Consider the following 22,044-nt stretch of genomic DNA (forward strand, 5'->3'; position numbering starts at 1 on the left):
CTCACTCCGCTGCCGTCATCTCGGCCGGCTTCGCCTTCGAAGCCCGCTTGCGGAGCCAGGCATAGAAGGCCAGGAAGCCTTCGCCGGTGCGCGCCGACACCGTCAGCACCTCGATCCTGGGATTGACCCGCCGCGCATATTCGATGGTCCTGGCGAGGTCGAAATCGAGCACGGGCGCAAGATCGATCTTGTTGATCAGCATAAGCGCGGAGGCAGCGAACATGTCCGGATATTTCAGCGGCTTGTCCTCGCCTTCGGTGGTCGAGAACACCACGATCTTGCAGGCTTCACCGAGGTCGAATGCCGCCGGACAGACGAGATTACCGACATTCTCGATGAACACGACCCCACCGTTCAGCCAGGGCAGCCGGTCATAGGCTTCACCGACCATGGCCGCGTCGAGATGGCAGCCCTTTCCGGTGTTGACCTGGATCGCCGGCACGCCGGTTGCGCGGATGCGCTCGGCATCGTTGGAGGTTTGCTGGTCACCCTCGATCACGCCGATCGGGAAACTGTCCTTCAGCTCACTGACGGTGCGGACTAGCAGCGAGGTTTTGCCGGCTCCGGGGCTCGAAACCAAGTTGAAGGCGAGCACGCCGTCGGCACGGAAGCGAGCGCGGTTGTCGGCGGCGAGTCTGTCGTTCTTGCCGAGAATATCGCGTTCGATCTGGATGATGCGATCGCTGCTCATGCCCGCGATCTGTTGGCCGGCGGCGTCTGCACTGCAGTCGAGCAGGCCCGTATCGCCAGGCCCATGATCGTGGCTTCCGTCGTGATGGTGGTGGTGATGGTGACCGGGGCCATGGTGGTGATGATGACCTCCATGAGCGTGCTCGTGATCCTGATTATGATCATGCGTATGTTCGTTGGACGCTTTGCCGTCGCTGCAGCCGCAGACCGTACACATCAGTCGACCTCCAGTTCCTTCACACGCATCTCTTCGCCGCCGGTGACCTGCAATTGATAGCTGCCGCAGGATGGACACGGCTCGTAGCGCTGCTTGATCTCGACGTTTTGCGAGCAGGCCATGCACCAGGCCGTGCCCGGCGTCGCGATGATCTCGAGTCTTGCGCCTTGCGCGATGGTCCGCGCCGCGACGGCCTCGAAGCAGAATTGCATTGCGTCCGGCGCGACATGGCTGAGCGCACCGATCTCTAAACACACCGCCTTCACTCGCAAGAACGAGCGCTTGCGCGCCTCTTCCTCGACGATCCCGATGATGCCCTCGCACAAGGCCATCTCATGCATGGCTGGCCTCGCGGAAGCTGACGCTGAATCCGACGCAGGGGTCGAACGCCCCGACAAGTGTCCGCACCGCGTCTTGGCCCTGCCGGCCGGCGGAGAGGAGCGCGCCCTTGAGGCTTCGCACCAGCGGTCCGCGTTCGTGAAAATTCCACTCGGTCGGAGCGATATATTCGAAGCCGACGATACGTCCTTCCTCATCGAGCTTAACCGCGTGATGGAGCCGGCCTCGGGCGCATTCCACTGCCGCTGCGCCCCGGCGCTCGCCGAGCCGATAGCTCGCAACGACGCCATTATCGGGAGCGTCCCGCCTGGCGTCCAGCCAACAGGTGAGCCGGGCGATCTCGTCGATGCGCGCTCTCACGCGCGCGGCGCCGCTAGCACTTAAGGACAAAATCTGTTCGCGCTGCGCCCGCCGCGCCCAGACGCCCGTTTCCGGAACCTTCCCGCAGAGTTCCGGCGCTTCGGAATAAGCCGTCCCTTCAGCCATGAGGCGCGTCACGATCTCAAGATCGTCAGCGGGGGTCAGAAAGAATTGGTCGGCCGCCGGCAATGACATCACCTCACGATCGCAGCGCGTCAGATAGGTGGAAAGTACGCTGCCTGGCGCCGGAGGCTGGTGTTCACCCGAAACTCCGAGCGCGCGGAGCGCAGCCTTGACGTGTGCAATGACATCGCGGCGCACGGTATCTGGCACGGTTTCAACCGCACCACTGAGAGTGGTGCTCGCCTGTATCATGCTTCGCACTGCGGGTGCGCTCTCCTGATCGAGTTCGAGGCCTGCGACGAACAGGCCGCGTATCAATTCAGTTAAGCGCTCGGCGACAACGGCCGTGAGACGATGCATCGCTATCGGCTTGATCGTCTCCAGCCCCTGCGCCGCCTCGATTGCTGAAAGGAAGGCCACTTGGTGGGCGACCGAGCATAAGGAGAACAGGCGCGGCAGCACAGGGATGAGCGCGCTTGCCGGCTTTCCGGCAAACAGCCTCGTCAGGGGAGGCCGGCTCCGTGGCCGGATAGCAACGTCCGAAATTGTGGTACCAGTGAGCCACACCATTATGTCAATTTCGTTTCGAAAGGGGCGACTCATCCCGGCCGCTCCGTCAAGGTACCGCGCAGGAAGCTCCGACGATCAATCGGGGTCGTCGGTGGTTCGCGCCGGCGGACCGCCTCCTCGCTGTCGGCCGGCAGCATCAGCTCGGCAAGAGCGGCGTCAGCCGTTGCTCGCGCCGATGCCATGTCCGCAAATTGGAACATTGGCGAGAACAGCGAGCAGCTAGCGATGCGGCCCATTTGCACCTCGCTGAGGGTAAATTCGATATCACCGGCTGGAAAGCGAATACGCACGGTCGCGCCCGACCTATCCCCAGCGGCGCTCGCCGGCATCACCACGTTCATGAACCAAGGAGTGACCATGATGCCGACAAACGTTCCCTCGAAGCGACGGAAACCAATGGCCTCAACATCGAGGGCCTCGTTGTAGATTGGCAAATCGCGCATCGCGCGCTCGCCGATCTGGCGATACATTCCTGCCAATAGCTCGCCCCATGTCACCGCGTCGGCGTCGCTGGGAGAGCTTGGCGCGCTGGCAGTCATGTTTCGATCGCCATGAACTTCGATTTCGGGGCGTCGCAGTTGGGGCATCGCCACTCCTCCGGCAGAAGTGAGAACGGTGTGCCGGGTGCGATCTGCGCCACCGCATCACCATCGGCCGGATCATAGACGGTCCAACAGATGCCGCATTCAAGCCGCGCAGCCTCAGTGACGTCTTGGCGCACGCCAAAGTTCTCAAAGGCGCTCATTTGAAATATGCCTCAATGATTTCTTGGAGCCGTTCGGCGGAATCCTCGAAATCTTCGTCTGCAGCAAGCGCAACCGTGGGTACCCCGCCAACTTCCAGCGTGTCGAGGATGATGGTGTCCATGGCGTTGAAAAACTGCACCGACCAGACATTGCGAATGCCAGTCGACAGCACCCGACAGGTGCCATAGCCGCGCGAGACAAGCTGGATCGGCCCGTTCCGAATAGTCTCCTGCAAAAAGCTCATATCCACCGGGCTCATCGGCAACAGAGTGAAATTGATGATCTGCGAGCGGATGCCAGGACGCCAGGCTAGCGCCCGCTCGCGGATCTCGGCGAGCACCGGTAGGACGTTCATGGCGCCTTCAGGGGCCTGTCCGATTTCGAAATCGGCGGCTGTCAGATCGGCTGCTGCGCGTCTGACGATCTCGGGAACAGCGCCTACTTCAATATATTCGGAAGCCGCGTCAGTTTCGATCCTGACACGCCAGATCCCTGCGAGCACCGATTCTTGAATCTGCGCCAGCGATCCGTCCGGCAGCGCTACGACGCCGCCGACCTCCCCCTCGCCGAGAACATCGGCGACGAGCTTGCTTTCGAGATCGTTGAGATTGCCGAGCCGGAACAGTTGCGAGGGTGCGTCCGCCCTTTGACCTGCAATGGCCTCCGCGATGTTGGAGAGCAGCGTGACGGCTTTGGGGCAGTTCTTAGCGAGCTCGACACTGTCTAATGTTGCGAGTCTTGCGAGTGCGCCGGCCGCCGTCAGGCTGCCACTTGAGGCATTGAGACTCTCTTCTCCGATAGGGAACACGCTGACGGGTTGCTCGGCGCCTTCCGGCGCATCCCAGAATCCGACCTTCATAGCTCGACACCTTTTGCGCGATGCTGGGGAACAATGGTAACGGCAATGGCTGCGCTTTGCCCGCGCGGGCGGTCGATCAGCTTAGTGATGCGGTCGACATAGACTGACCAATCCTGGATCTTGGCGATCAGCCCCAGCGTCTCGCCCTTGGCCACGAAGATAAGGGTCGGCTGCACTCGCACCCCGAAACGTTCGCCAAGCGCCTCTTCGGCATGGGGTGCAATGATCGCGGCGCGCAGGCGGCCTCCGAACGCCGTAACCAGCTCAGGCAGCACTACGGCGACATCAATGGCCTCCGGAAAACGGTTGGGATTACCCGCCGATAGCAGCACGGCGACAGCACCGGCTTGGTCGGCATGTTTAAGAAAATGATCGACGGTCGCGACATCGACCTCATTGAGGCCATGCCGACTGAGATCATGCCGTCCTACCTGGAATTCCATTTGACCTCCCAAAACAGACTTATCTTTCTGATCGGGATAGTGTTAGCAAGCTGCGTGCCAGGGACAGTCAGGATTTATGTAGTTGAATTCACTGATCTATTTTCAACGCCATCAAGCCGAGTGGATGCGAATGATAAGCTACTTTCCACTACAAACGAAAGCCTTCTTTCCAGACTAGAAACTTGTCTTCCGGCGAGCACCTCGGCCAGCGGCTGAGGTCAGCCGGCCAAGTCATTCTAGGATGACAACCCGCTTAATCAGTCAGGAGGTGCGCAGGCAATTGCGGTTCGCGGTCGATCAGATCGGCGAAGAAGCAGTCGAAATCGTTGCCGTCGAGCGCTGCACCGAGACCGTCGATGGCAGCCGCAATCAGGCACGCTTCTTCTTTCTCAAGTAGGCGGATCGCCGTGTCGATGTAGACCAGCACGTGGGCACCGGCCGGAGGATGCGAGAGCAGAAGCACGGAGACGCGGCGTTGCTCGCCGCGAAACTCGCACAAAGCCGAAATTCCATCGGTCTCGACGATAGTCATCGGCAGTCCAAGGCACATCCGTCTTCTCCGGCACGCTCCGGCGGTCAGGCCGGCCGCATCTCGTAACTCGCATGGTCGATGTCGTTGGCGAGCAGGCGCTCGGAGTCTGCCAACGGCGTATCGCGCAGCTTCACCTCGATGCCCCACTCGGCCAGAACTTTGCAGGCAAGCTCGATGGCCGGTGCGATCTGATCGCGTACGGACGCCGTCAATGGACCTCCCCAGTCTTCGAGATCGAGCGGTTGGCAGCCGATCAGGACGAGGTGCTTCGGGCAGCGGCCGAGCAGGTCGGCTGCGCTGATCACCTCCTGGAAGCCGGTTTGATGCAGACTCATCTTCTTCGCGCCGGTGAAGCGTGGCACCTCGTCGCCGCGCACGAGCTTCAGCTTGCCTGGCGGCAGACCATAATCGATGGCATCGAACACGAGCAAGCGATCAGCGTCCTCCAGATAGTTGACGAGATAGAGCCCCTGCGTTCCGCCATCGAGAATCGTGACATTATCAGGCACGGCGTAGCGGCGGTGGAAGTCCTCCACCGCGCGCACGCCAAAGCCTTCATCGGCCCACAGGATGTTGCCGATGCCGAGCACCAAGATGTGGTCGTCGTTTGGGGCGTTCAACATCGAGATCGTTCCAGTTTCAGTCACGGAATTGCCGTTCGCCCGAGATCATCGAGGAGATGATACTCTGGCGTGACATGATGTCCTCGCGGATCGCAGCGTAGATGTGTACCATCACGAACACGACCAGCGCCCACATGCCCAGATGATGCCAGGTGTGAACGTCCTGGCTGTTCGGCCAGATCGAGAACACCCAGCCGAACAGTTTGTGCTGCCAGCTATCGATGCCTTCTCCTTCCGAATAGAGCGCAAAGCCGGTCACGATCATGAAGGTCACGAACAACGTGAAGCCCGTGAACATCGCGGTCTGCGCCAGCGGGTTGTGCCCGACATACATCTTCGGCTGACGTTCCAGGAAGGCGTACCAGCGGATCTCGTGCCAGACTTCCTTCCAGAATTGCCGGCGATGCACCGGCAGATAGAAGATCTGCCGGGAATGGTGGTTGCCGGTGAAGGCCCACAGGATACGCGCGAGGAAGAACACCGCGAGCACCTGCCCCGCCGCGAAATGGGCGAAGCGCATATAGCCCATCACGAAGTTGGCCGACGCCTCCCCCTCGACCGCCGGCAGCGGCGTCCCGATCAGAAACCCGGTGACCATCAGGATGATGATCGAGAACGCGTTCACCCAATGGCAGATGCGCACCGGCGCTTCGTAGACATAGACGGTGGGCCGGCCCACCGCATGCTCGCCAGCAGCATCGGCCGCGATCGCCGTCAGGTCCGGCTCGCTTTCCACCGGGGGAGCAATTGCATCCATCATGGCCGCCTCCTACCTGACCTTGACCTTGGCGAGTTCCTGGCCGTCCGGGCTCATGACGTGCGTCGAACAGGCAAGGCACGGATCGAAGGAATGGATCGTGCGCAGGATCTCGAGCGGCTGCTCGGGATTAACCATCGGCGTGTTCATGAGCGAGGCTTCGAACGCGCCGATGTTGCCTTGCGGATCGCGCGGCGAGCCGTTCCAGGTCGTCGGTACCACGCACTGGTAGTTGTCGATCTTGGTTTCCTTGATCTTGATCCAGTGCGCGAGCGCGCCGCGCGGGGCCTCGGTGAAGCCAAAGCCCTTGGCTTCCTTCGGCCAGCTCTCCGGTTTCCACTTGTCGACATTCGCGGTCGAGCTGTCGCCGGCTTTGATATTGGCAACGAGCTTGTCCTGGAAATAGCGCATCTGGCGTCCGGCCCAAACAGATTCGAGCGCGCGCGCCGCGGTGCGGCCGAGCGTCGAGAACAGCGCCGACATTGGTAGATCGAGATCCTTCAGGAATTTGTCGACGGGATCCTTGAACTCCGCCTTGTTCTGCGCATAGCCGACGACCCAGCGCGCGAGCGGGCCGACCTCCATGGCATGTCCCTTCCAGCGCGGCGCCTTGATCCAAGAATATTTGCCGCCTTCGTCGAGCTGTTCGATCGCGGTCTTGGTACCCTTTGCATTGGGTCCGAGTTCGTAGTTCGGCTCCGTGATGCCATCCCAAGGATGAAGGCCCTTGGTTTCGTCGGGATACTTGTACCAGGAGTGGACCACGAACTCCTGGATCTCGTCGGGATTGGCGTGATCGACCGGAAGCACCTCGGAGAGATTGCCGTTGATGATGGCGCCTCGTGGCAGCTTCAGGTTCTTGGCTGAATAGTCGTTGGCATGTTCTGGCACGTCGCCATAGGCGAGCACGTTCTGACCCGAAATGCCTCCACCATAGAGCCAGTCCTTGTAGAACGAACCGATCGCGGCCACGTCAGGCAGGTAGACCATTTCGTTGAATTCCATGATGCGGTCGATGATCGAGGAGATCAGGTTCAACCGCTCCATGTTGATGGCACCGACAGCACCTGTCCCATCTACGTTGATCGGACAGGGCACGCCGCCGACGAGCCAGTTTGGATGCGGATTCTTGCCGCCGAAGATGGTGTGGATCTTGACGATCTCCTTCTGGAAATCGAGCGCCTCCAGATAATGCGCGACCGCCATCAGATTGGCCTCGGGCGGCAATCTGTAGGCTTTGCTGCCCCAATAGCCGTTCTTGAACGGACCGAGCTGTCCGGACTCGACGAACTTCTTGAGCCGGGTCTGCAGATCCTTGAAGTATCCCGGCGAGGACAGCGGCCAGCTCGAGATCGACTGGGCTAGCGTTGATGTCGCGCGCGGATCGGCCGAGAGTGCGGAGACGACGTCGACCCAATCGAGCGCATGCAGGTGATAGAAATGGACGACGTGGTCGTGCACCTGAAGTGCGAGCTGCATCAGGTTGCGAATCGAGTTTGCGTTTTCGGGGATGGTGATCCCAAGCGCGTTCTCGACCGCGCGCACCGAGGTCAGCGCGTGCGTGCCGGTGCAGACGCCGCAGATCCGCTCGGTAAATGCCCACGCATCGCGCGGGTCGCGGTTCTTCAGGATCACCTCGATCCCGCGCCACATCGTGCCGGTCGATACGGCATTGCGGATCACGTTGTCGGCGTCGACATTGACCTCGACCCGCATGTGTCCCTCGATGCGGGTCACGGGATCGACGACGATGCGTTTGCCGGAATTGTCGAGATTGAAGCCGTTGGGAGTCTGGATACCCATGATCGTTTCTACCCTAATGTGTCTTTTGATCAGCTGTTGTGGCCGGCGTCTTCGCGCTTGCTGGCAAGCCGCTTTACCGCAGTGACGGCGGCGTGCGCGGCCACCGCCGCACCCACGGCGCCCGCTGCCGCCATGCCGATCTGATCGGCGTTTTTCTCGATGCCGAACTGCTTGATGTTGGTGAGGCGATCGTAGAACGAGCCCTTGTCCCAAAAGCCGTCCTCTGAGCAGCCGATGCAGCCGTGTCCCGATTGGATGGGGAATGAGACCCCCCCGTTCCAGCGCACGGTTGAGCAGGCGTTATAGGTCGTTGGCCCCTTGCAGCCCATCTTGTAGAGGCAGTAGCCTTTGCGCGCCGCCTCATCGTCCCACTCCTCGACAAACTGGCCGGCGTCGAAATGCGGGCGCCGGTAACACTTGTCGTGGATGCGCTGCGAGTAGAACATCTTAGGCCGGCCCTGGCGGTCGAGCTCGGGCAGCTTGCCGAAGGTGGTGATGAAGGTGACGACGCCGGTCATCACTTCGGCGATCGGGGGGCATCCCGGCACCTTGATGATCGGCTTGTTGGTGATGACCTTGTCGATCGGTGTGGCCTGGGTCGGATTGGGCTTTGCCGCCTGTACGCAGCCCCAGGACGCGCAAGCGCCCCAAGCGATGATCGCCATCGCGTCCTCGGCCATCATCTTCAGCTTTTCGACGAATGGTTTGCCGCCGTCGATACAGAACATGCCGCCCTCGTTGAGCGGCGGATTACCTTCAACGGCCAGAATGTACTGACCTTTATGCTTGGCACGGGTCTCCTCGAGGATCGCTTCCGCCTGATGGCCCGCGGCCGCCATGATCGTGTCATCGTAGTCTAGCGAGATCATCGACAGCACCGCATCCTTCACCAGGGGATGCGCGGAGCGGATGAAGCTCTCGGAGCAGCAGGTGCATTCGAGACCGTGCATCCAGATCACGGGCACACGCGGCTTGGTCTCGAGCGCATTGGCGATGCGGCTCGCCGCCAGCGGGCCGAGGCCGAGGCTCGTCGCGGTCAGGCTGCAGAACTTGTGAAAGCTTCGACGCGTGATGCCTTGCCGCCTGATCACGCTGTAAAATGTTTCCGTCGCCGTGCCCATAAATCCTCCCGCCGTCAGCTTTGGCTTTCAATGACGCTTAGGGACAGCAAGAAGCAGGCCAACTGCGTGGCGCAAAATGAAATTAGAGGAATGTCAAAAGGTTGCGAGATCTGAATTGTGCAAGACGCGAAGATCGAGCGGCACTGCACGAAAGAAGCGGAAACAATTCGATTTGCAGGCGGTAACGAGGTTTACGCCGCCGAGCCCGTTTCAATGCGCAGTGCACACCATGCAAGGATCGAACGAGCGCACGACATGCTGAACCGCAACGGAACGTGCGCCAGCCTCGCCCACATCGGTGCCGACCAGCGCCTGTTCCAGAGGGCCTGCCACGCCGAGGGAATCGCGCGGTGAAAAATTCCAGGTGGTCGGCGCGATGATCTGGTAGCGCTCGATCTTTCCACCGCGCACCGCCACCCAATGCCCGAGGCTGCCGCGCGCGGCCTCGACGAGACCGACATATGCCCCGTCGGGCATCTCCTGCGAGGGAGCACAGAACGGTTCCGAAAGTCGTAGCGCGCGGGTCCACTGCTCCATCGCAAGTGCGATGCGCGCAGTCTCGATCAGCCGGGCGATCACACGGTTGCGGACATTGGTGCCGCTTGGGGCGACGAGATCGGCTATCAGCGCTTGCCCGGCCACGGTCTGGCGCGCAATCGCCCCGACCTCGACCGGCTGGCCCGAAAGCCGCGGCGCCTTGCACCAGCTATAGGCGCCTGCCTTGTCGGGATCAGGTACGGTGTTGCTGTGCGCAGGATCGGAGGAGCAATCCCGCATCCATGCATGGGAAACGTCCTCGCTGATCTGACTCAGCGGCAACGGCTCCACAACCATGTCTGGACCAACAATGCCGCGCGGGAACAGTCCGCAATCGGCGCCTTGATAGGCGCCATAGCTCATCAACACGCCCGGTCCCTTGCCGAGCTCACTGAGCGCGAGGCTGTCGGCAAGCCTGAGGAAATGAGCGAAATCACCGCTGCGCCCCGCGCGCCAGCGGTCGAGCTCGTCTGCGGTCGAGAGCGACAGCATGTTCTCTAGAGTATCGGCGAACACTGTACGTTCAAGGAACGTGCGAAATGAGGTCACGATCGACAACAGCCGTACGCGCTCGCCGAGTTCGATCGCGCGCGTCGCGCCGCCCGGCTGGAAGGCAAGGCTGTGTGGCCATTTGCCAGCAATGATTCCCATAGTCTCGAGCAGCCGCGCCCGCGCCGGCAGCGCATCGCGCGCCGCACTGCCGCGGGTGGCCGCAAAGCGCTCGCGAGTCTCCTGGTACCAATCCTGCGAAGCGTAGGCTTCACGGGCGAAGTCAGGCATGAAGAAGATGTAGAAATGCGTAAGATGATCGGCGGCATTCTCTGCCGCGTGCGCGATATTAGTGGCGAGCAGACCGTTCGGCGCCGCCTCGGTTCCCATCGCATGGCGAAGCGCGGCAGCGGCGGCGACCGACTGCGAGACCGAGCAGATGCCGCAGATGCGCGGCGCCAACACCAGCGCATCAAGCGGTGGCCGCCCCTCCAGAATTTGCTCGAACCCGCGATAGAGCGGCGCCGTCACTTCGGCGCGCTGGACCCGGCCGCTTTCGACGTCGAGGCGGACTTCGAGATCGCCCTCGACGCGGTTGAACGGGCCGATCGTAATCCTCGTCATGGCGTGCGCTTGGCCGTGGTGCGGCCGGGCGGCACCACCACATGATCAGCGGTCGCATTCAGCCTCACGCGCCGCGGAGTCGCCGATTTCGACAACGCCGCGAGCGCGACGAACCAGGCTTTTGGCATGTCGGTCGGCAAGCCGACTGGGATGCCGGCAAGCTTGGCGGTCTCCAGGAAATTCTGCGCGTCTTCGAAGCCAGGTGACGTGCAGGCGATGCAGGCATAACCGCCCTTCGTGCAGGAACCGCCGCCGTTCCAGGAGCGCTGGTTGCAATCGCCGACAGCCTGAGTCGCCTTGCAGCCGAGATGCTCCATGAGGCAGCCGCGCTCGGACATGGTTTCGGCGCTGGCCTTGAACTCATAGAACTCGTTGCGGGAGCAGCCGTGATGAGCAAGATGGTTGGCAACGAATTTCGGTCGGCCATAGGTGTCGAGGTCAGTCGCTGACAAGTCCTTGGACGTCAGTGCCAAAATGGTTTCCATCATCCAGCCCGGATGCGGCGCACAGCCAGCCACATTGATCACCGGCAAGCCGAGCCGGGAGCGGAAGCCTGCGCCGAGCGCGCCGCCAGCATCGGCGCCCTCGAATTGCAGCCCGACCGCGTCGGTTGGATTGGCGCCGGCGGCTGGCACCCCGCCATAGGCGGCACAGCTTCCGACCGCAACGACATAGTCCGCCCGCGGCGCGAGATCTAGCATCCAGTGGTAGATCGAGCGGCCCGTGCCCGCGAGCATGTTGAAGCGGCCGCTATCGTTCGGGCCGCGGGCAACGGAGCCTTCGAGGAGCAGTAGGTCGAGCGGCACCCTGCCCTCGCGCACGGAGTTGAGCACCTCGGCCGCTTCCTCGCCTGTCTCCTCGCTGACCGAGGGATGCCACAGCAGGTTGATGCCGAACTGCCTCAGTTCGTCGAACCAGCCGGAAGAGCCGCTTTCGAGGATCGACATGGTGCAACCGCCGCAGCTCGCGCCTTGCAGCCAGAGCAGGTTGGTCATTCCGTTCGATTGGCTCATCACTTGCCCTCCAGCTCCACCAGCTTCGGCCGACCCGGCTCGAATGGCAAGCCCTCGGCGCGAAGGAACTCAGTCATGATCGCCCGGCGCGCCTTCATGTTTAAGGTGCCTCTGGCGGATCCGGTGCGTGATGATCCAAATTAGACCGACGGCAAATGGTACGAACAATGCTGTCGCGAGTGACGGCTCGACATGCAAGCCGCCGTCATGTGCGCCCTTAGCGAGGTAGCCGAACAGGCTGACGACGTAATAGCCGATCGCCGCCACGGAGAGGCCTTCGACGGTGCTCTGCAGGCGCAATTGCAGCTTGGTGCGCTCGTTCATTGAGCGCAGCAGGTCACGATTCTGCTCCTCCAGTTCCACGTCCACCCGCGTGCGCAGGAGATCGGCGGCGCGCGCTAGCTTGATCGATAAGTTGGCCTGGCGGTCCTCCATCGCGGCGCAGGTGCGCATCGCCGGCGCCATCCGCCGGGCAAGGAAGGACGACCAGGTCGGTCGCCCTCCGATCTCGCTTCCTTCGATCACGCCAAGGCGGGCCTGCACGATGTCGTAATAAGCCCGGCTCGCGCCGAAGCGGAACAGGCTACCCGCTGCGCCGCGCTCCAATGAGGCGGCCAATGCGGTCAGCTCCGTGAGGAGGTGATTGTTGAGCTTGAGGTCCTCGGCGCCCTGCATCTCCTGGAGCACTTCGACCAGCCGCCGCCCAATGTGATCGACCGAGGGCGCGAGCTCGAGCGCGGCCGGCAGGCCGAGCAGCGCCAGCGTGCGATAGGTCTCGATCTCCAGCACGCGCTGCACAAGAGCGCCAAGCCGGCCCGGCGACAGGCCGTCGTTGCAGATGAGAATGCGGACAAAGCCCTGCGCATCCGCACGAAAGTCGGAAGCGACGACCGCAGGGCCGCTGCGGACTGTCGCCATTGCGAGGCTGCTCTTATCAAACAGCTCCTCAGCGCGCGCGACGGCCGCTTCGGTCTGCTCCACCTCGAGCCTCACCGCCACAAGCAGCTGTCCCGTTTGCGGCAGTGCCCGGATCAATGCGGTAAGTTCGTCACCGATGGGAGCGAACGCCAGCGCGGATGCCTCATTACTCCAGATCCAGGTGAAAGTCGTGAATTCGGAATGCTGTTCCCAGCGTAGCGAAACTGCTCCGATTGACACCTGGTGGTGCTTAGCCGACACCTCGGGTGCCGCCAAGCCCTGCGCGGTGCAAAAGCCTACAAAGGCCTGCCGGTCGGCGGCCGCCGCTTCTCCCTGGCCCAAAAAAGCAAATCGCAGCACTGCGAGAGGCGCGGAGAGCCGCGTGAACGGACGCGCATGCACCTCACCCAACACTGCACCGCGTTGCGGGTGCAACGCGAATCCGGCCAGATCCAGACCATGCTCCATCGACGATCCCTAGGATACCGGTTTGCCCACGCGAGGGTGCCGGCTTGTCCGTTGACTAGCGCAGGTCTCTGGCACTTGCGCAATGGTAGTCGCAGGCGTCTCGCATTGCGAGCCAGACTACGCCGCGACGACGTTGGCCATGAAACGGTCAAGCTCCGCGCGCAGGCGGTGGCTCGCCTCGGTTAGTCCGCGCGCTGATTGCAGCACGGCGGAAGCCGCCGAGCCGGTCTCGCTTGCTTCGCGATTGACCTGCTCGAGATTGGATGACACCTGCGCGGTGCCAGAGGCCGCCTGCTGCGCGCTCTGTGCGATCGCCTGTGTCGTCGCGGTCTGCTGGTCGACGGCGGACGCGATCGAACCCGAGATGGCGGAGATATCGCCAATGATGCCGGCGATCGACTTGATCGCGGCAATCGAATCTCCGGTCGCTTGCTGCATACCTTCGACGTGAGAGCCGATCTCCTCCGTCGCACGGGCGGTTTGGCTTGCAAGCGACTTCACCTCGGCTGCGACGACGGCAAAGCCGCGGCCCGCCTCTCCGGCGCGGGCTGCCTCAATGGTGGCATTGAGCGCGAGCAGATTGGTCTGCTCTGCGACCGCTGTAATCAGCTTCACGACATCACCAATCCGGTGCGAGGCTTGCGCGAGCGTCGCGATGCGGGCGTCCGTGCTCTTGGCCTGGGCTACCGCATTACCGGAGATCGCATTCGAGTTGCGGACCTGGGTGCGAATATCATTGATCGACAGCGACAGCTCCTCGGCCGCCGAGGCGACCAAACCAATGCTGCTCGACGATTCTCGCGCGGCGCCGACCACCGCGTTGGTCAGGCCCCCTGTCGCCTCCGCATTGCGTGACAGCGTTGATGCTGCTGCTTCGAGTTGCTGAGCAGAACCCGAAATGCCGTTGACGATGTCACCCACCGCGGCCTCAAAGCCGCCAGCGAATTTAGCGAGCTCAGCGCGCCGCAGCTCGGCCGCCGACCTGTTACGCTCTTCGATCTCCGCAGCTTCGCGTTCGGCGCGCTCAATGGCTTGCCGCTTGAAGCTCTCGACCGCGCCAGCCATCTTGCCGACCTCGTCGTGCCGACCGAGCCCCGGCAGCACGATCTCATAGCGGCCGTTTGCCAGCTCGATCATCGAGCTGCACATCGCGATGACAGGTTTTGCGATACCGCGTCCGATCGCAAAGGAGAGCACGAGGCCAATTGCAATCGAGGCGAGCGCAAGGGCAACCACTACCGATTGACCGTGGATGATTTGCACCGCGGTCTTTTTCTCGGCATCAGCCTGCTCCGCCAAAGCCACTCGCTTCAGAGAGGCGGCCGCCCCGGATAGTCCGTGACGCAGCTTCCACATGTCCGCCATCAAACGATCGATCTCTTGGCCTGCGGCCTCCACTCGGGCGAACCCATCTCGGTAAGACGCGACGAGCTCGTCGAGCGCCTGTCCGCCGACGTCCGGCGAGCGACGCTCTCGCACGATCGCACCTTTAAACCCTTCTATTCTCTGTAAGACGTCCCTCGCGAGGACTTCATCGTGGAGCTTCAATTCTGTCGTTACGAGGCGATCGATCGTATCGAAACGCTCAATGATATTTTCTGCTTGAGCGCCCGGCGCCTTCACCTGATCGAGCGCGGTCCGGATGACGTGCGCCTGTCCGCCCATCGTGGCTGCCGAGCGATCGATCCCGGCGCGCAGCGCCAACACTTTGTTGAAGGAATCGGTATAGGCGCGGTAGGCTTCGAACAGTTCCTTTATCGACTGCTGCCAGCTGAGAGTTGCAGTCTCGGTTTTGGCTGCCGTGATCGTTCGCTCGAGCAAGCGTCGCGCCTCTTCCGCGGCAGCTTCCGCCTCCTTTATGCCCGTCAGGGCGTAATAGCGCGCGTTGCTCTGGTATGCCGAGAGCGAGCTGTCGATTTCGCGCGCATAATCCGATTCCGACATGCTGATACGATAAACGTCGAAGCCGTCGAGGATCGCCTCATAGCCAAACCAGGCGCCCGCCATGGTGCCCGCCGACAGCAGCAGAACGATAGCAAATCCCATCATGATTTTCAGGCGAATTGACAGGTTGGCGATGACTGGCTCGCTTTTCGGCAAGCTCATGGCCGCTGCATTCATCCGGCCCTGTGTCTGGAAGACGCCTGCCCGGCGCGATGCGCCGCCGCGCCGAATGAAGCTCAAATCCATATCGCAAATACCCGGTTCGCTGGAGCTGGAAATGAGCAAACGATGTGCCGTCTCTCCTAATCATCGGTAAATTGCAGCGAGCTGCCGCGCAGCAAGTGTCGTGCGCCGGGTAAGGAAGCTCGCTGCTCATGCAGGGAAAAAGACCGCGAACCCACGTGGATGCAGCGGAAAATAGCAAAGAGGTTCAATAAAGATATGAAAGCAGGATTTCCACCTGCGGTTAAAGCGGGTTTCCAATTCTTCGTTGCGTAGGGCCGCTGAAGCGTGAAGAAAAAAATTGCAGGGCGGTGATTTCGCGCCGGCATGCGCGCGATATTCTCGATGGCATGCGCTGATTCGTTTGTTCGCTGCGTCGAATCACTCTCAATGCAGGAGCATGCGATGACGAAAATCTCGGAGATTCCGGGTACGCTGGACGCCGTCGGCGCCGTCGGCACGGATCGCCAATCAATCTATGTCTATGAGGCACCGGTACGGATCTGGCACTGGTTAAATGCGCTAACGATCTCTCTTCTGGCCGTTACCGGTTATCTAATCGCCTCGCCGCTTCCCTCGATGCCTGGTGAAGCTAGCAATTGGTACACGATGGGCTACATCCGATTTGTTCACTTCGCGTCGGGACAGGTGCTCGCCTTCGCGTTCCTTTATCGCGTCTACTGGGCGTTCGTCGGCAACCAGTATGCCCGCCAGTTGTTCGCGTTTCCGATCTACAACCGGATCTGGCGCTGGGGCCTTTTGTACGAGCTGCGATGGTACCTGTTCCTAGTGCGCTACCCGAAAAAATACGTCGGCCACAATCCTTTGGCCAATACTGCGATGTTCTTGTTCGTGATTGTGATGATCCTGATGATGCTGACCGGATTTGCACTTTACGCTGAGGGCGAAGGTCGCGACAGCTTATGGTATGCGCTGTTCGGCTGGTGGTTCTCGATCTTCCCAAACAGTCAAGACGTGCATACAGTGCACCATCTCGGCCTCTGGTTCATTGTGACTTTCGTCATCCTGCATGTATATGCTGCCGTGCGCGAGGACATCGTGTCGCGTCAGAGCATGCTATCGGCCATTATTACCGGCGAACGGACGTTTCGCGACTCGCGACCTGACTGATATCAGAATGTGCCCGCTAGGGTCACTCGGACGGTCAAGGGTTCGACCGGGTGAAGCACATAGTCCATCACACCAATGGCACAGACTGGCGCAGGGGCGGCATTGGCGGCACAGAGATTGTAAAGTTTGTCCGTCTTCAGCAGGGAGCCATAGGCATAGGTGATCTGGTTCGCCTTGCTGTTGAGGAGGTTGAGCAAATCGAGCTGGAGGCGCCAGCCCTTGTCGGTGCGGTAGCCGATCCGCGCGTTGAAGATGCCGGTAGGTTGCGATCGGAAGGCGTTGTCTTCCGTCAGCGGACTGGAGGCGAGATAGCGCCAACGCAGGGCGCCGAACCAGCCCGTCTTCGCGCCGAGCGAGATGCCGGCGGACGCCATCATGGTCGGTGCGTTAGGGATATAGTTGCCGGGCGCGTTGCCGATCTGCGCGGCGGGATAGCCGGCGAGTGAGGCATAAACCTCCGCCTGGTCGCTGTCGTAACCGCGAAAGCGCGCATGGGTCATCGCGAGATCGGCGTCGACGTCAATCCAAGACCGTGGGCGGTAATGGTTGGTCCATTCGAATCCATAGCGGCGGCTCGCGCGCGCCGTCGTGGTATCGCCGGCATCGCCTGAGAACAGGATCTCGGAATCCTGGTCGAGGACGAAGAGGCTGAGCGAGGTGTCGAGATCCGGGACGATCCTCGAACGCACGCCGACCTCCGCGCCCCTGGTGCGGACCAGCAGCGGCGAGCGCGGCAGCTTTGTCCCGGGATCGCTCGGATCTTCCGTCGTCGTCGCACCCCGCGCGTCGTTCGAGTGCATGCCATAGCCGGCGCCGAAAAAGAACTCGGTCTTGTTAAAGGGACCGACCACGATGCGAAGCTTGGGACTTCCGATCGTAGCGTTGGCATGGCCTGAGTTGTTCGCATCGAACAGCGACGTCACGTCGGCCGCGTAATAGTCCCCGCGCCAACCGACCGTGGTCCTCAGCCAGTCCGAAAAGTGCAACGTACTCTCGGCGTAAGCGCCGATGCTGCCTTCCCCGACCTTATCGCTGCGTACGTTGGACAGGAAACTGCGCCGGTGGGTGTCGGTGAGCGCGAGATCGATGGCGTCGTAACGGGACTGCAGGCCGAAGGTCGTCTGCATCGGCAGCCCAGCGAATGAGCCATCCATCGTCCGTGCGATGTTAGCGCCGGCCATTAGGCGGCCGTCGTGCTGGTGAAATTGGTCGCCGACAACGGGATTGGCCAGGAAATAAGTGAAGTTATTGTAGAGATCGAGCTCGCTCTTGACGACATAAGCGTTCGCCTTCCAGGCCCCGGAATTATCGCTCTGCGCCACGCGCGCCGACAGGGCAAAACGGTTTGCGTTGCCGCCGTCAGTCGGGTCTTCAGATCCAAACCGATCCATCAATCCGTCCGTCATGGCGCGCTGCGGCACCTGATCGGTCGAATTCCATCTGTTGGCGTAAGCCATGCCCGTGACCGACACGCCGTCGGTGGCCGTGCCCTGACTGTAGCGCAAGAGCCCATTGAGCTTGCGGAGGTTGTCCGGGTTGTCCCAGGGGCCGTTGTAGGTCCCAGCCTCGCCGGCGAGGAGCAATGTCCCATCGCCGAGCCTCGTCGAATCCATGCCGAGGAAGCGGCGATATCCAAAGCTGCCGGCGGTCATCTGCGCTAGCCCCTTCACCGTGCGGTCGATCAGGCCGATATGCACGGCGCCGGCCGAGGAGAAGTCGCCTTCATCGGCGAAGTAAGGCCCCTTCTTTACCTCCATGGCGGCGATCGCTTCAGGAATCAGCCAATTGAGGTCGGCATAGCCCTGGCCGTGGGCGTGAGTGCGCATGTTGGCAGGCACATCATCAACATAGATCGCGAGATCCGTGCCATGATCGAGATTATAGCCGCGCAAGAAGTACTGGTTCGCTTTGCCCTCGCCGGAATGCTGCGTCACAATGAGCCCCGGTACAGCTTCGAGCACTTCGCCCGGGCGCATCACGGGCCGCGCGTTGACGTCTTCGCCTGATACTGTGATCTGGCTTGCCATGCTCGACGCGGGAGCCAAGGCCGCGCTGCTCTTGGCCGATACCGCTGAGGCTTGCCCGCCCAGCTGGCTACTGGACCCTATGCCGAGCGCTCGATCCGAGCGTGGCGTTGGAGCTCTTCGCGGTCGCCGTGGGATCTCCTCACGAGTGACTATGACTGCAGGCAAGGTGTAGCTAGTCTGGATATTGTCTCCAGAGCTAGGTTCAGCGTCGATCATGAGGGCGCAGATGCTTAGTGCTGCAATGCTCGTCCAGCGGGCAAAGACGGCAGGCTTCGAGCGGCTCGACAGCATCGCTGCAGCCGCTAAGTCGCGCGTGATGTCGGCAAGGCGGTTCGAGTGGTCTTTCCCTTCCATGCAACGCGATACAGCAGGAGAGATGCTAGCCAGGCGAGAGCGAACAATGACATCACGCCGAAGCCTAAGATGGCTTGTGATCCCTTGAGGCGATCGACGAGGCTCGAAAGGGCACCCGTGAGCTCAAGCTGATCGCTGATCAGGCCAAGCGTTTCCACGCTGCCGATGAACAGCGCAATCGCGACTGAGGCACCTGTGATTGTCAGATTGTACCAAAGCTTTCGGGCCGGATCGACGAAAGCCCAGCGATAAGCGCTGGCCATAAATGCTGAATCCAAGGTATCAACCAGGGACATTCCGGCAGCGAAAAGTGCAGGAAAGACTATGGCCTGCCAGAGCGACAGGCCGCGCGCAGTCTCAGAGGCAGAGAGGGAGAGCAGGCCAATTTCGGTCGCCGTGTCGAAACTTAATCCGAACAGGAATCCGAGCGGATACATGTGCCAGCTTTGCGTCACAATTCGGAAGATCGGGCCGAGCAAATGCGAAAGAAGACCGCTTCCGGCTAGGGGCGCATCGAGTAATTGTGCACCGTAGACGCCGCTGGCCTGCGCTGCACGCATTGTGCGCCACAAGTTTGCGAAGATCGCAAAGTTGACGGCGGCCACGCCGAGCAGGAAGACGGCTGAAACCGAGGTTCCGAGAAGGCCGCCCAAGTTTTTGAGCAAACCCTCTCCGCCGAGGGTCATGACGCCGGCGGCAAGCAGGATCATTGAAGCGAGAACGATCGTGGAATGGCCGAGCGCAAAGTAGAGACCTGCAGTTTCGGAGGCGCGGCCGGCATGCATCAGCTTCCGCACGACATTGTCGATTGCCGCAATATGATCGGCATCCACGGCATGGCGCAGACCGAACACCCAAGCGAGCAGCGCGGTTGCCATTACCGACGGCTGACCGGCGAACAGCGCAACGGCCCAGCCCCAGGCTGCAATGTTGGTCAGCGTCAGCCCTGCCAGCAACAAGACAGTTCTCAACTTAAGGCCTTTCAAGAGGCCACTTCGTGACGTGACCTGCCCCATGCGGCGCCACTCCCCTGGTATGATCTTTTTGTCGAACTCTCATACCCTGAGCAATATTCAGGCCAAGTAAGACCATGGCGTAAAAGGGCGCCAAGCGATTGCACTTGCAAAAGAATCCCTGTCGATAGCGAGTTACGCCTTAAAATAGGCGATGCCGCTCGCAAACTAACTAACCATATTCGGCAAGGTACTTCCCATCCCTGAAGAAACGTATTCGTAGTTCAGCAAAGGCTCGCAAGGGCGCAACTGGCTTGGCCAATGGTCCGCCGTGCTTTGACCGGATTTTCTTCAGCTTTGAGGCTTGAGCGGGCCGCAGCAGAGACTGCTGACAGGTGAATGTGGCTCATCGGTGGTTGCAAAGTTCTCATTTGCCGGCCGCTTCCGCCTCACAGCAGAGTGACGCCAAAAGCAAATACATCGAGAGCTTTTGGGGGGAAGGCGTGTTTTACCAAGGCGAAATCGCGTTCGTGCCTATCGGGCAGCGCGGCCTGAGCGCGGATGGCCATCCCCAGAAGACACTCATCTGTTCGTTCGACAGCCCTCCGACGGTGCGGCAGTCGACGTCCAGCATGGGTAACCGGTCGACGCGCCGAGGCAAAAGCTCCGGGGCCACCTTGGCGGCTTAGGATTGCTCAAATGAAGAGGAGGAAGGCATGAAGTTCAGGACATTGTTGGGCGTGGCCGCTATCCTTGCGCTCACAGGTGTATCGGCTCCTGCCGCTGATAAGGATGCCGCCGACATTGCTGTCGAAGCAGCAAAGAAATATGCGGGCACGACGATCAGTATCGTCTGGGAGGCGGGCCTTCAATCGCTCGACCCGCTCAACTATTCGGGTCCGAAATGGGAGAAGCTCACTGGCATCAAGGTGAAGGTGGTCGAGGTGCCGACCGACCAGATGTTCACCAAGATCATGCAGGATTTCAAGTCGGGCGCCGGGGCCTATGACGCACTGAACGTCATTCCATCCTGGATGCCCGACCTGGCCCGGGCCGGAGCGCTCGAGCCCCTGGACAAATATGTCGACAAGTTCGGCTATCGCGACGAGTTGCAGGACATCGCCGCAGCCTATCGCGACAACCAGATGCAGTATGACGGCAAGATCTTCGGCTTCCCGGACGACGGCGATGTGATGCTGCTCTACTACCGCAAAGACATTTTCGAGGATCCGAAGATGAAGGAGGGGTTCAAGGCCAAGTTCGGCTACGAGCTCGCTCCGCCCAAGGATTGGAAGCAGCTTGACGACATCGGACAGTTCATCACTGACAAGATGGCGCCCAAGGTCTATGGCGCCGGCTTCTTCCGAACTGCGCCTTATCCGCAATACATGTTCCAGGAACGTTTCCGCATGGAGGGCGGCAAGTTCTTCAATGCCGATACGATGAAATCGACGGTGAACAGCGATGTCGGCCTGAAGGTCTTCAAGCAGATGTTGGCCGAGAACAAGTTCATGCCACCAGGCGTGGAGCAATGGAATTTCGTCGACAACTTGGCCGCGTTCCTCCAGGGCACCACCGCCATGACGATCTCCTGGCCCCCTTATGGGCGTTGGGCCGCCGGCTACGGCTCGGGCGAGGAAGCGCTGAAATGGGTACCCAAATCGCAAGTCGCCGGCAAGGTCGGGTATGCGCTCACGCCCCTCGGTCGCCCGGAGCTTGGCGTCGGTTTCGACCTGTCCGTCTCGGCCACGAGCAAGAACAAGGAGGCCGCTTATCTCTTCATCCAATGGCTGAACAGCAAGAAGACCAGCCTTGAGCGCGTGCAGCTCCCCTATACGCTCCGCGATCCCTTCCGCCTGTCGCACTACGCGAGCGAGAAATACCGTGCGCTCTGGCCTGATGCTCCTGCCTATCTCGACACGATCAAGACATCTGGCGAGAAGGGCCTGCTCGATCTCTCCCTGCTGCAGCAGGACAAGTACGACGAGGCGATGACCAAGGCCATTTCGAGCCTCTGGGCCGGCGAAGATCCGAAGACCATTCTCGACCGCATGGCGCAGCAGTTTGATGCCATCACCGAGAAGGTGGGCATTGAAAACCAGAAGGCGGTTTATAAGGTCTGGGCAGCAAAACCAGGCGCTTATCCGCAATAGTTGGCTTGGAGGGCGCGCGGGAGGCACC

General features: G+C 61.1%; 20 protein-coding genes. 2 read left to right on the forward strand and 18 right to left on the reverse strand.

Annotation, left to right across the window (positions count from 1 at the left end):
• Window position 1: 1 nt before the first annotated feature.
• The 16 genes from hypB to RPS27_RS02215 all read right to left on the reverse strand — a co-directional run bounded on the left by hypB (window position 2) and on the right by RPS27_RS02215 (window position 15,461).
• A complete protein-coding gene (hypB, locus tag RPS27_RS02140) occupies window positions 2-907 on the reverse strand; it encodes a hydrogenase nickel incorporation protein HypB (protein WP_128955165.1) in 906 nt (301 codons plus the stop codon).
• Complete coding sequence (hypA, locus tag RPS27_RS02145) at window positions 907-1,248, reverse strand: hydrogenase maturation nickel metallochaperone HypA (protein ID WP_128929522.1); 342 nt, start codon at window positions 1,246-1,248, stop codon at window positions 907-909. The genes hypB and hypA overlap by 1 nt, the downstream gene beginning before the upstream one ends.
• The gene (locus RPS27_RS02150) at window positions 1,241-2,332 is read right to left on the reverse strand and encodes a nickel-dependent hydrogenase large subunit (protein ID WP_128929521.1); all 1,092 of its coding nucleotides are present in this window, start codon (window positions 2,330-2,332) and stop codon (window positions 1,241-1,243) included. Before RPS27_RS02150 ends, hypA begins: the two co-directional genes overlap by 8 nt.
• Window positions 2,329-2,838 (reverse strand): [NiFe]-hydrogenase assembly chaperone HybE, encoded by a 510-nt coding sequence (gene hybE, locus RPS27_RS02155; protein ID WP_128929520.1) that lies wholly within the window; start codon window positions 2,836-2,838, stop codon window positions 2,329-2,331. The genes RPS27_RS02150 and hybE overlap by 4 nt, the downstream gene beginning before the upstream one ends.
• The gene (locus tag RPS27_RS02160; RefSeq protein WP_128929519.1) at window positions 2,835-3,044 is read right to left on the reverse strand and encodes a rubredoxin; all 210 of its coding nucleotides are present in this window, start codon (window positions 3,042-3,044) and stop codon (window positions 2,835-2,837) included. Before RPS27_RS02160 ends, hybE begins: the two co-directional genes overlap by 4 nt.
• Window positions 3,041-3,904, reverse strand: coding sequence for a hydrogenase expression/formation protein (locus RPS27_RS02165; RefSeq protein ID WP_128955164.1), 864 nt, complete (start codon window positions 3,902-3,904; stop codon window positions 3,041-3,043). The genes RPS27_RS02160 and RPS27_RS02165 overlap by 4 nt, the downstream gene beginning before the upstream one ends.
• Window positions 3,901-4,347, reverse strand: a complete 447-nt coding sequence (locus RPS27_RS02170) for a hydrogenase accessory protein (RefSeq protein ID WP_128929517.1) — start codon at window positions 4,345-4,347, stop codon at window positions 3,901-3,903. The genes RPS27_RS02165 and RPS27_RS02170 overlap by 4 nt, the downstream gene beginning before the upstream one ends.
• A gap of 253 nt (window positions 4,348-4,600) precedes the next feature.
• On the reverse strand, window positions 4,601-4,897 hold the full coding sequence (locus tag RPS27_RS02175) for a HypC/HybG/HupF family hydrogenase formation chaperone (protein WP_128929516.1): 297 nt from the start codon (window positions 4,895-4,897) through the stop codon (window positions 4,601-4,603).
• Window positions 4,898-4,923: 26 nt separating this feature from the next.
• Window positions 4,924-5,502 (reverse strand): HyaD/HybD family hydrogenase maturation endopeptidase, encoded by a 579-nt coding sequence (locus RPS27_RS02180; RefSeq protein WP_128955163.1) that lies wholly within the window; start codon window positions 5,500-5,502, stop codon window positions 4,924-4,926.
• Window positions 5,503-5,518: 16 nt separating this feature from the next.
• A complete protein-coding gene (gene cybH / locus RPS27_RS02185; protein ID WP_128929514.1) occupies window positions 5,519-6,262 on the reverse strand; it encodes a Ni/Fe-hydrogenase, b-type cytochrome subunit in 744 nt (247 codons plus the stop codon).
• 9 nt (window positions 6,263-6,271) lie between these two features.
• Window positions 6,272-8,062, reverse strand: coding sequence for a nickel-dependent hydrogenase large subunit (locus tag RPS27_RS02190; protein ID WP_128929513.1), 1,791 nt, complete (start codon window positions 8,060-8,062; stop codon window positions 6,272-6,274).
• Between the two features lie 29 nt (window positions 8,063-8,091).
• Complete coding sequence (locus RPS27_RS02195) at window positions 8,092-9,183, reverse strand: hydrogenase small subunit (RefSeq protein ID WP_128929512.1); 1,092 nt, start codon at window positions 9,181-9,183, stop codon at window positions 8,092-8,094.
• A gap of 210 nt (window positions 9,184-9,393) precedes the next feature.
• Entirely contained in the window at window positions 9,394-10,833 is a 1,440-nt protein-coding gene (locus RPS27_RS02200) for a nickel-dependent hydrogenase large subunit (RefSeq protein ID WP_128929511.1), read from the reverse strand.
• Window positions 10,830-11,846, reverse strand: a complete 1,017-nt coding sequence (locus RPS27_RS02205) for a HupU protein (RefSeq protein WP_128929510.1) — start codon at window positions 11,844-11,846, stop codon at window positions 10,830-10,832. Before RPS27_RS02205 ends, RPS27_RS02200 begins: the two co-directional genes overlap by 4 nt.
• A gap of 69 nt (window positions 11,847-11,915) precedes the next feature.
• On the reverse strand, window positions 11,916-13,232 hold the full coding sequence (locus tag RPS27_RS02210; RefSeq protein WP_128929509.1) for a DUF3422 domain-containing protein: 1,317 nt from the start codon (window positions 13,230-13,232) through the stop codon (window positions 11,916-11,918).
• A 117-nt stretch (window positions 13,233-13,349) separates the two neighbouring features.
• On the reverse strand, window positions 13,350-15,461 hold the full coding sequence (locus tag RPS27_RS02215; RefSeq protein ID WP_164938218.1) for a methyl-accepting chemotaxis protein: 2,112 nt from the start codon (window positions 15,459-15,461) through the stop codon (window positions 13,350-13,352).
• Between the two features lie 342 nt (window positions 15,462-15,803).
• Between RPS27_RS02215 and cybH (RPS27_RS02220) the strand changes: the two genes are divergently transcribed.
• Entirely contained in the window at window positions 15,804-16,529 is a 726-nt protein-coding gene (cybH, locus tag RPS27_RS02220; protein ID WP_128929508.1) for a Ni/Fe-hydrogenase, b-type cytochrome subunit, read from the forward strand.
• Between the two features lie 2 nt (window positions 16,530-16,531).
• Here cybH (RPS27_RS02220) and RPS27_RS02225 read toward each other — a convergent pair whose 3' ends face one another.
• Both RPS27_RS02225 and RPS27_RS02230 read right to left on the reverse strand, forming a co-directional pair.
• Window positions 16,532-18,556: a TonB-dependent receptor gene (locus RPS27_RS02225; protein ID WP_128930141.1), complete on the reverse strand. Its 2,025-nt coding sequence runs from the start codon at window positions 18,554-18,556 to the stop codon at window positions 16,532-16,534.
• 302 nt (window positions 18,557-18,858) lie between these two features.
• On the reverse strand, window positions 18,859-19,926 hold the full coding sequence (locus RPS27_RS02230) for a HoxN/HupN/NixA family nickel/cobalt transporter (protein WP_128929507.1): 1,068 nt from the start codon (window positions 19,924-19,926) through the stop codon (window positions 18,859-18,861).
• A gap of 653 nt (window positions 19,927-20,579) precedes the next feature.
• Between RPS27_RS02230 and RPS27_RS02235 the strand changes: the two genes are divergently transcribed.
• Window positions 20,580-22,016 (forward strand): ABC transporter substrate-binding protein, encoded by a 1,437-nt coding sequence (locus RPS27_RS02235; RefSeq protein WP_128955162.1) that lies wholly within the window; start codon window positions 20,580-20,582, stop codon window positions 22,014-22,016.
• The last annotated feature ends 28 nt before the right edge of the window (window positions 22,017-22,044 follow it).

The sequence above is a fragment of the Bradyrhizobium sp. WYCCWR 12699 genome (assembly GCF_032144035.1).
Lineage (GTDB): Bacteria > Pseudomonadota > Alphaproteobacteria > Rhizobiales > Xanthobacteraceae > Bradyrhizobium.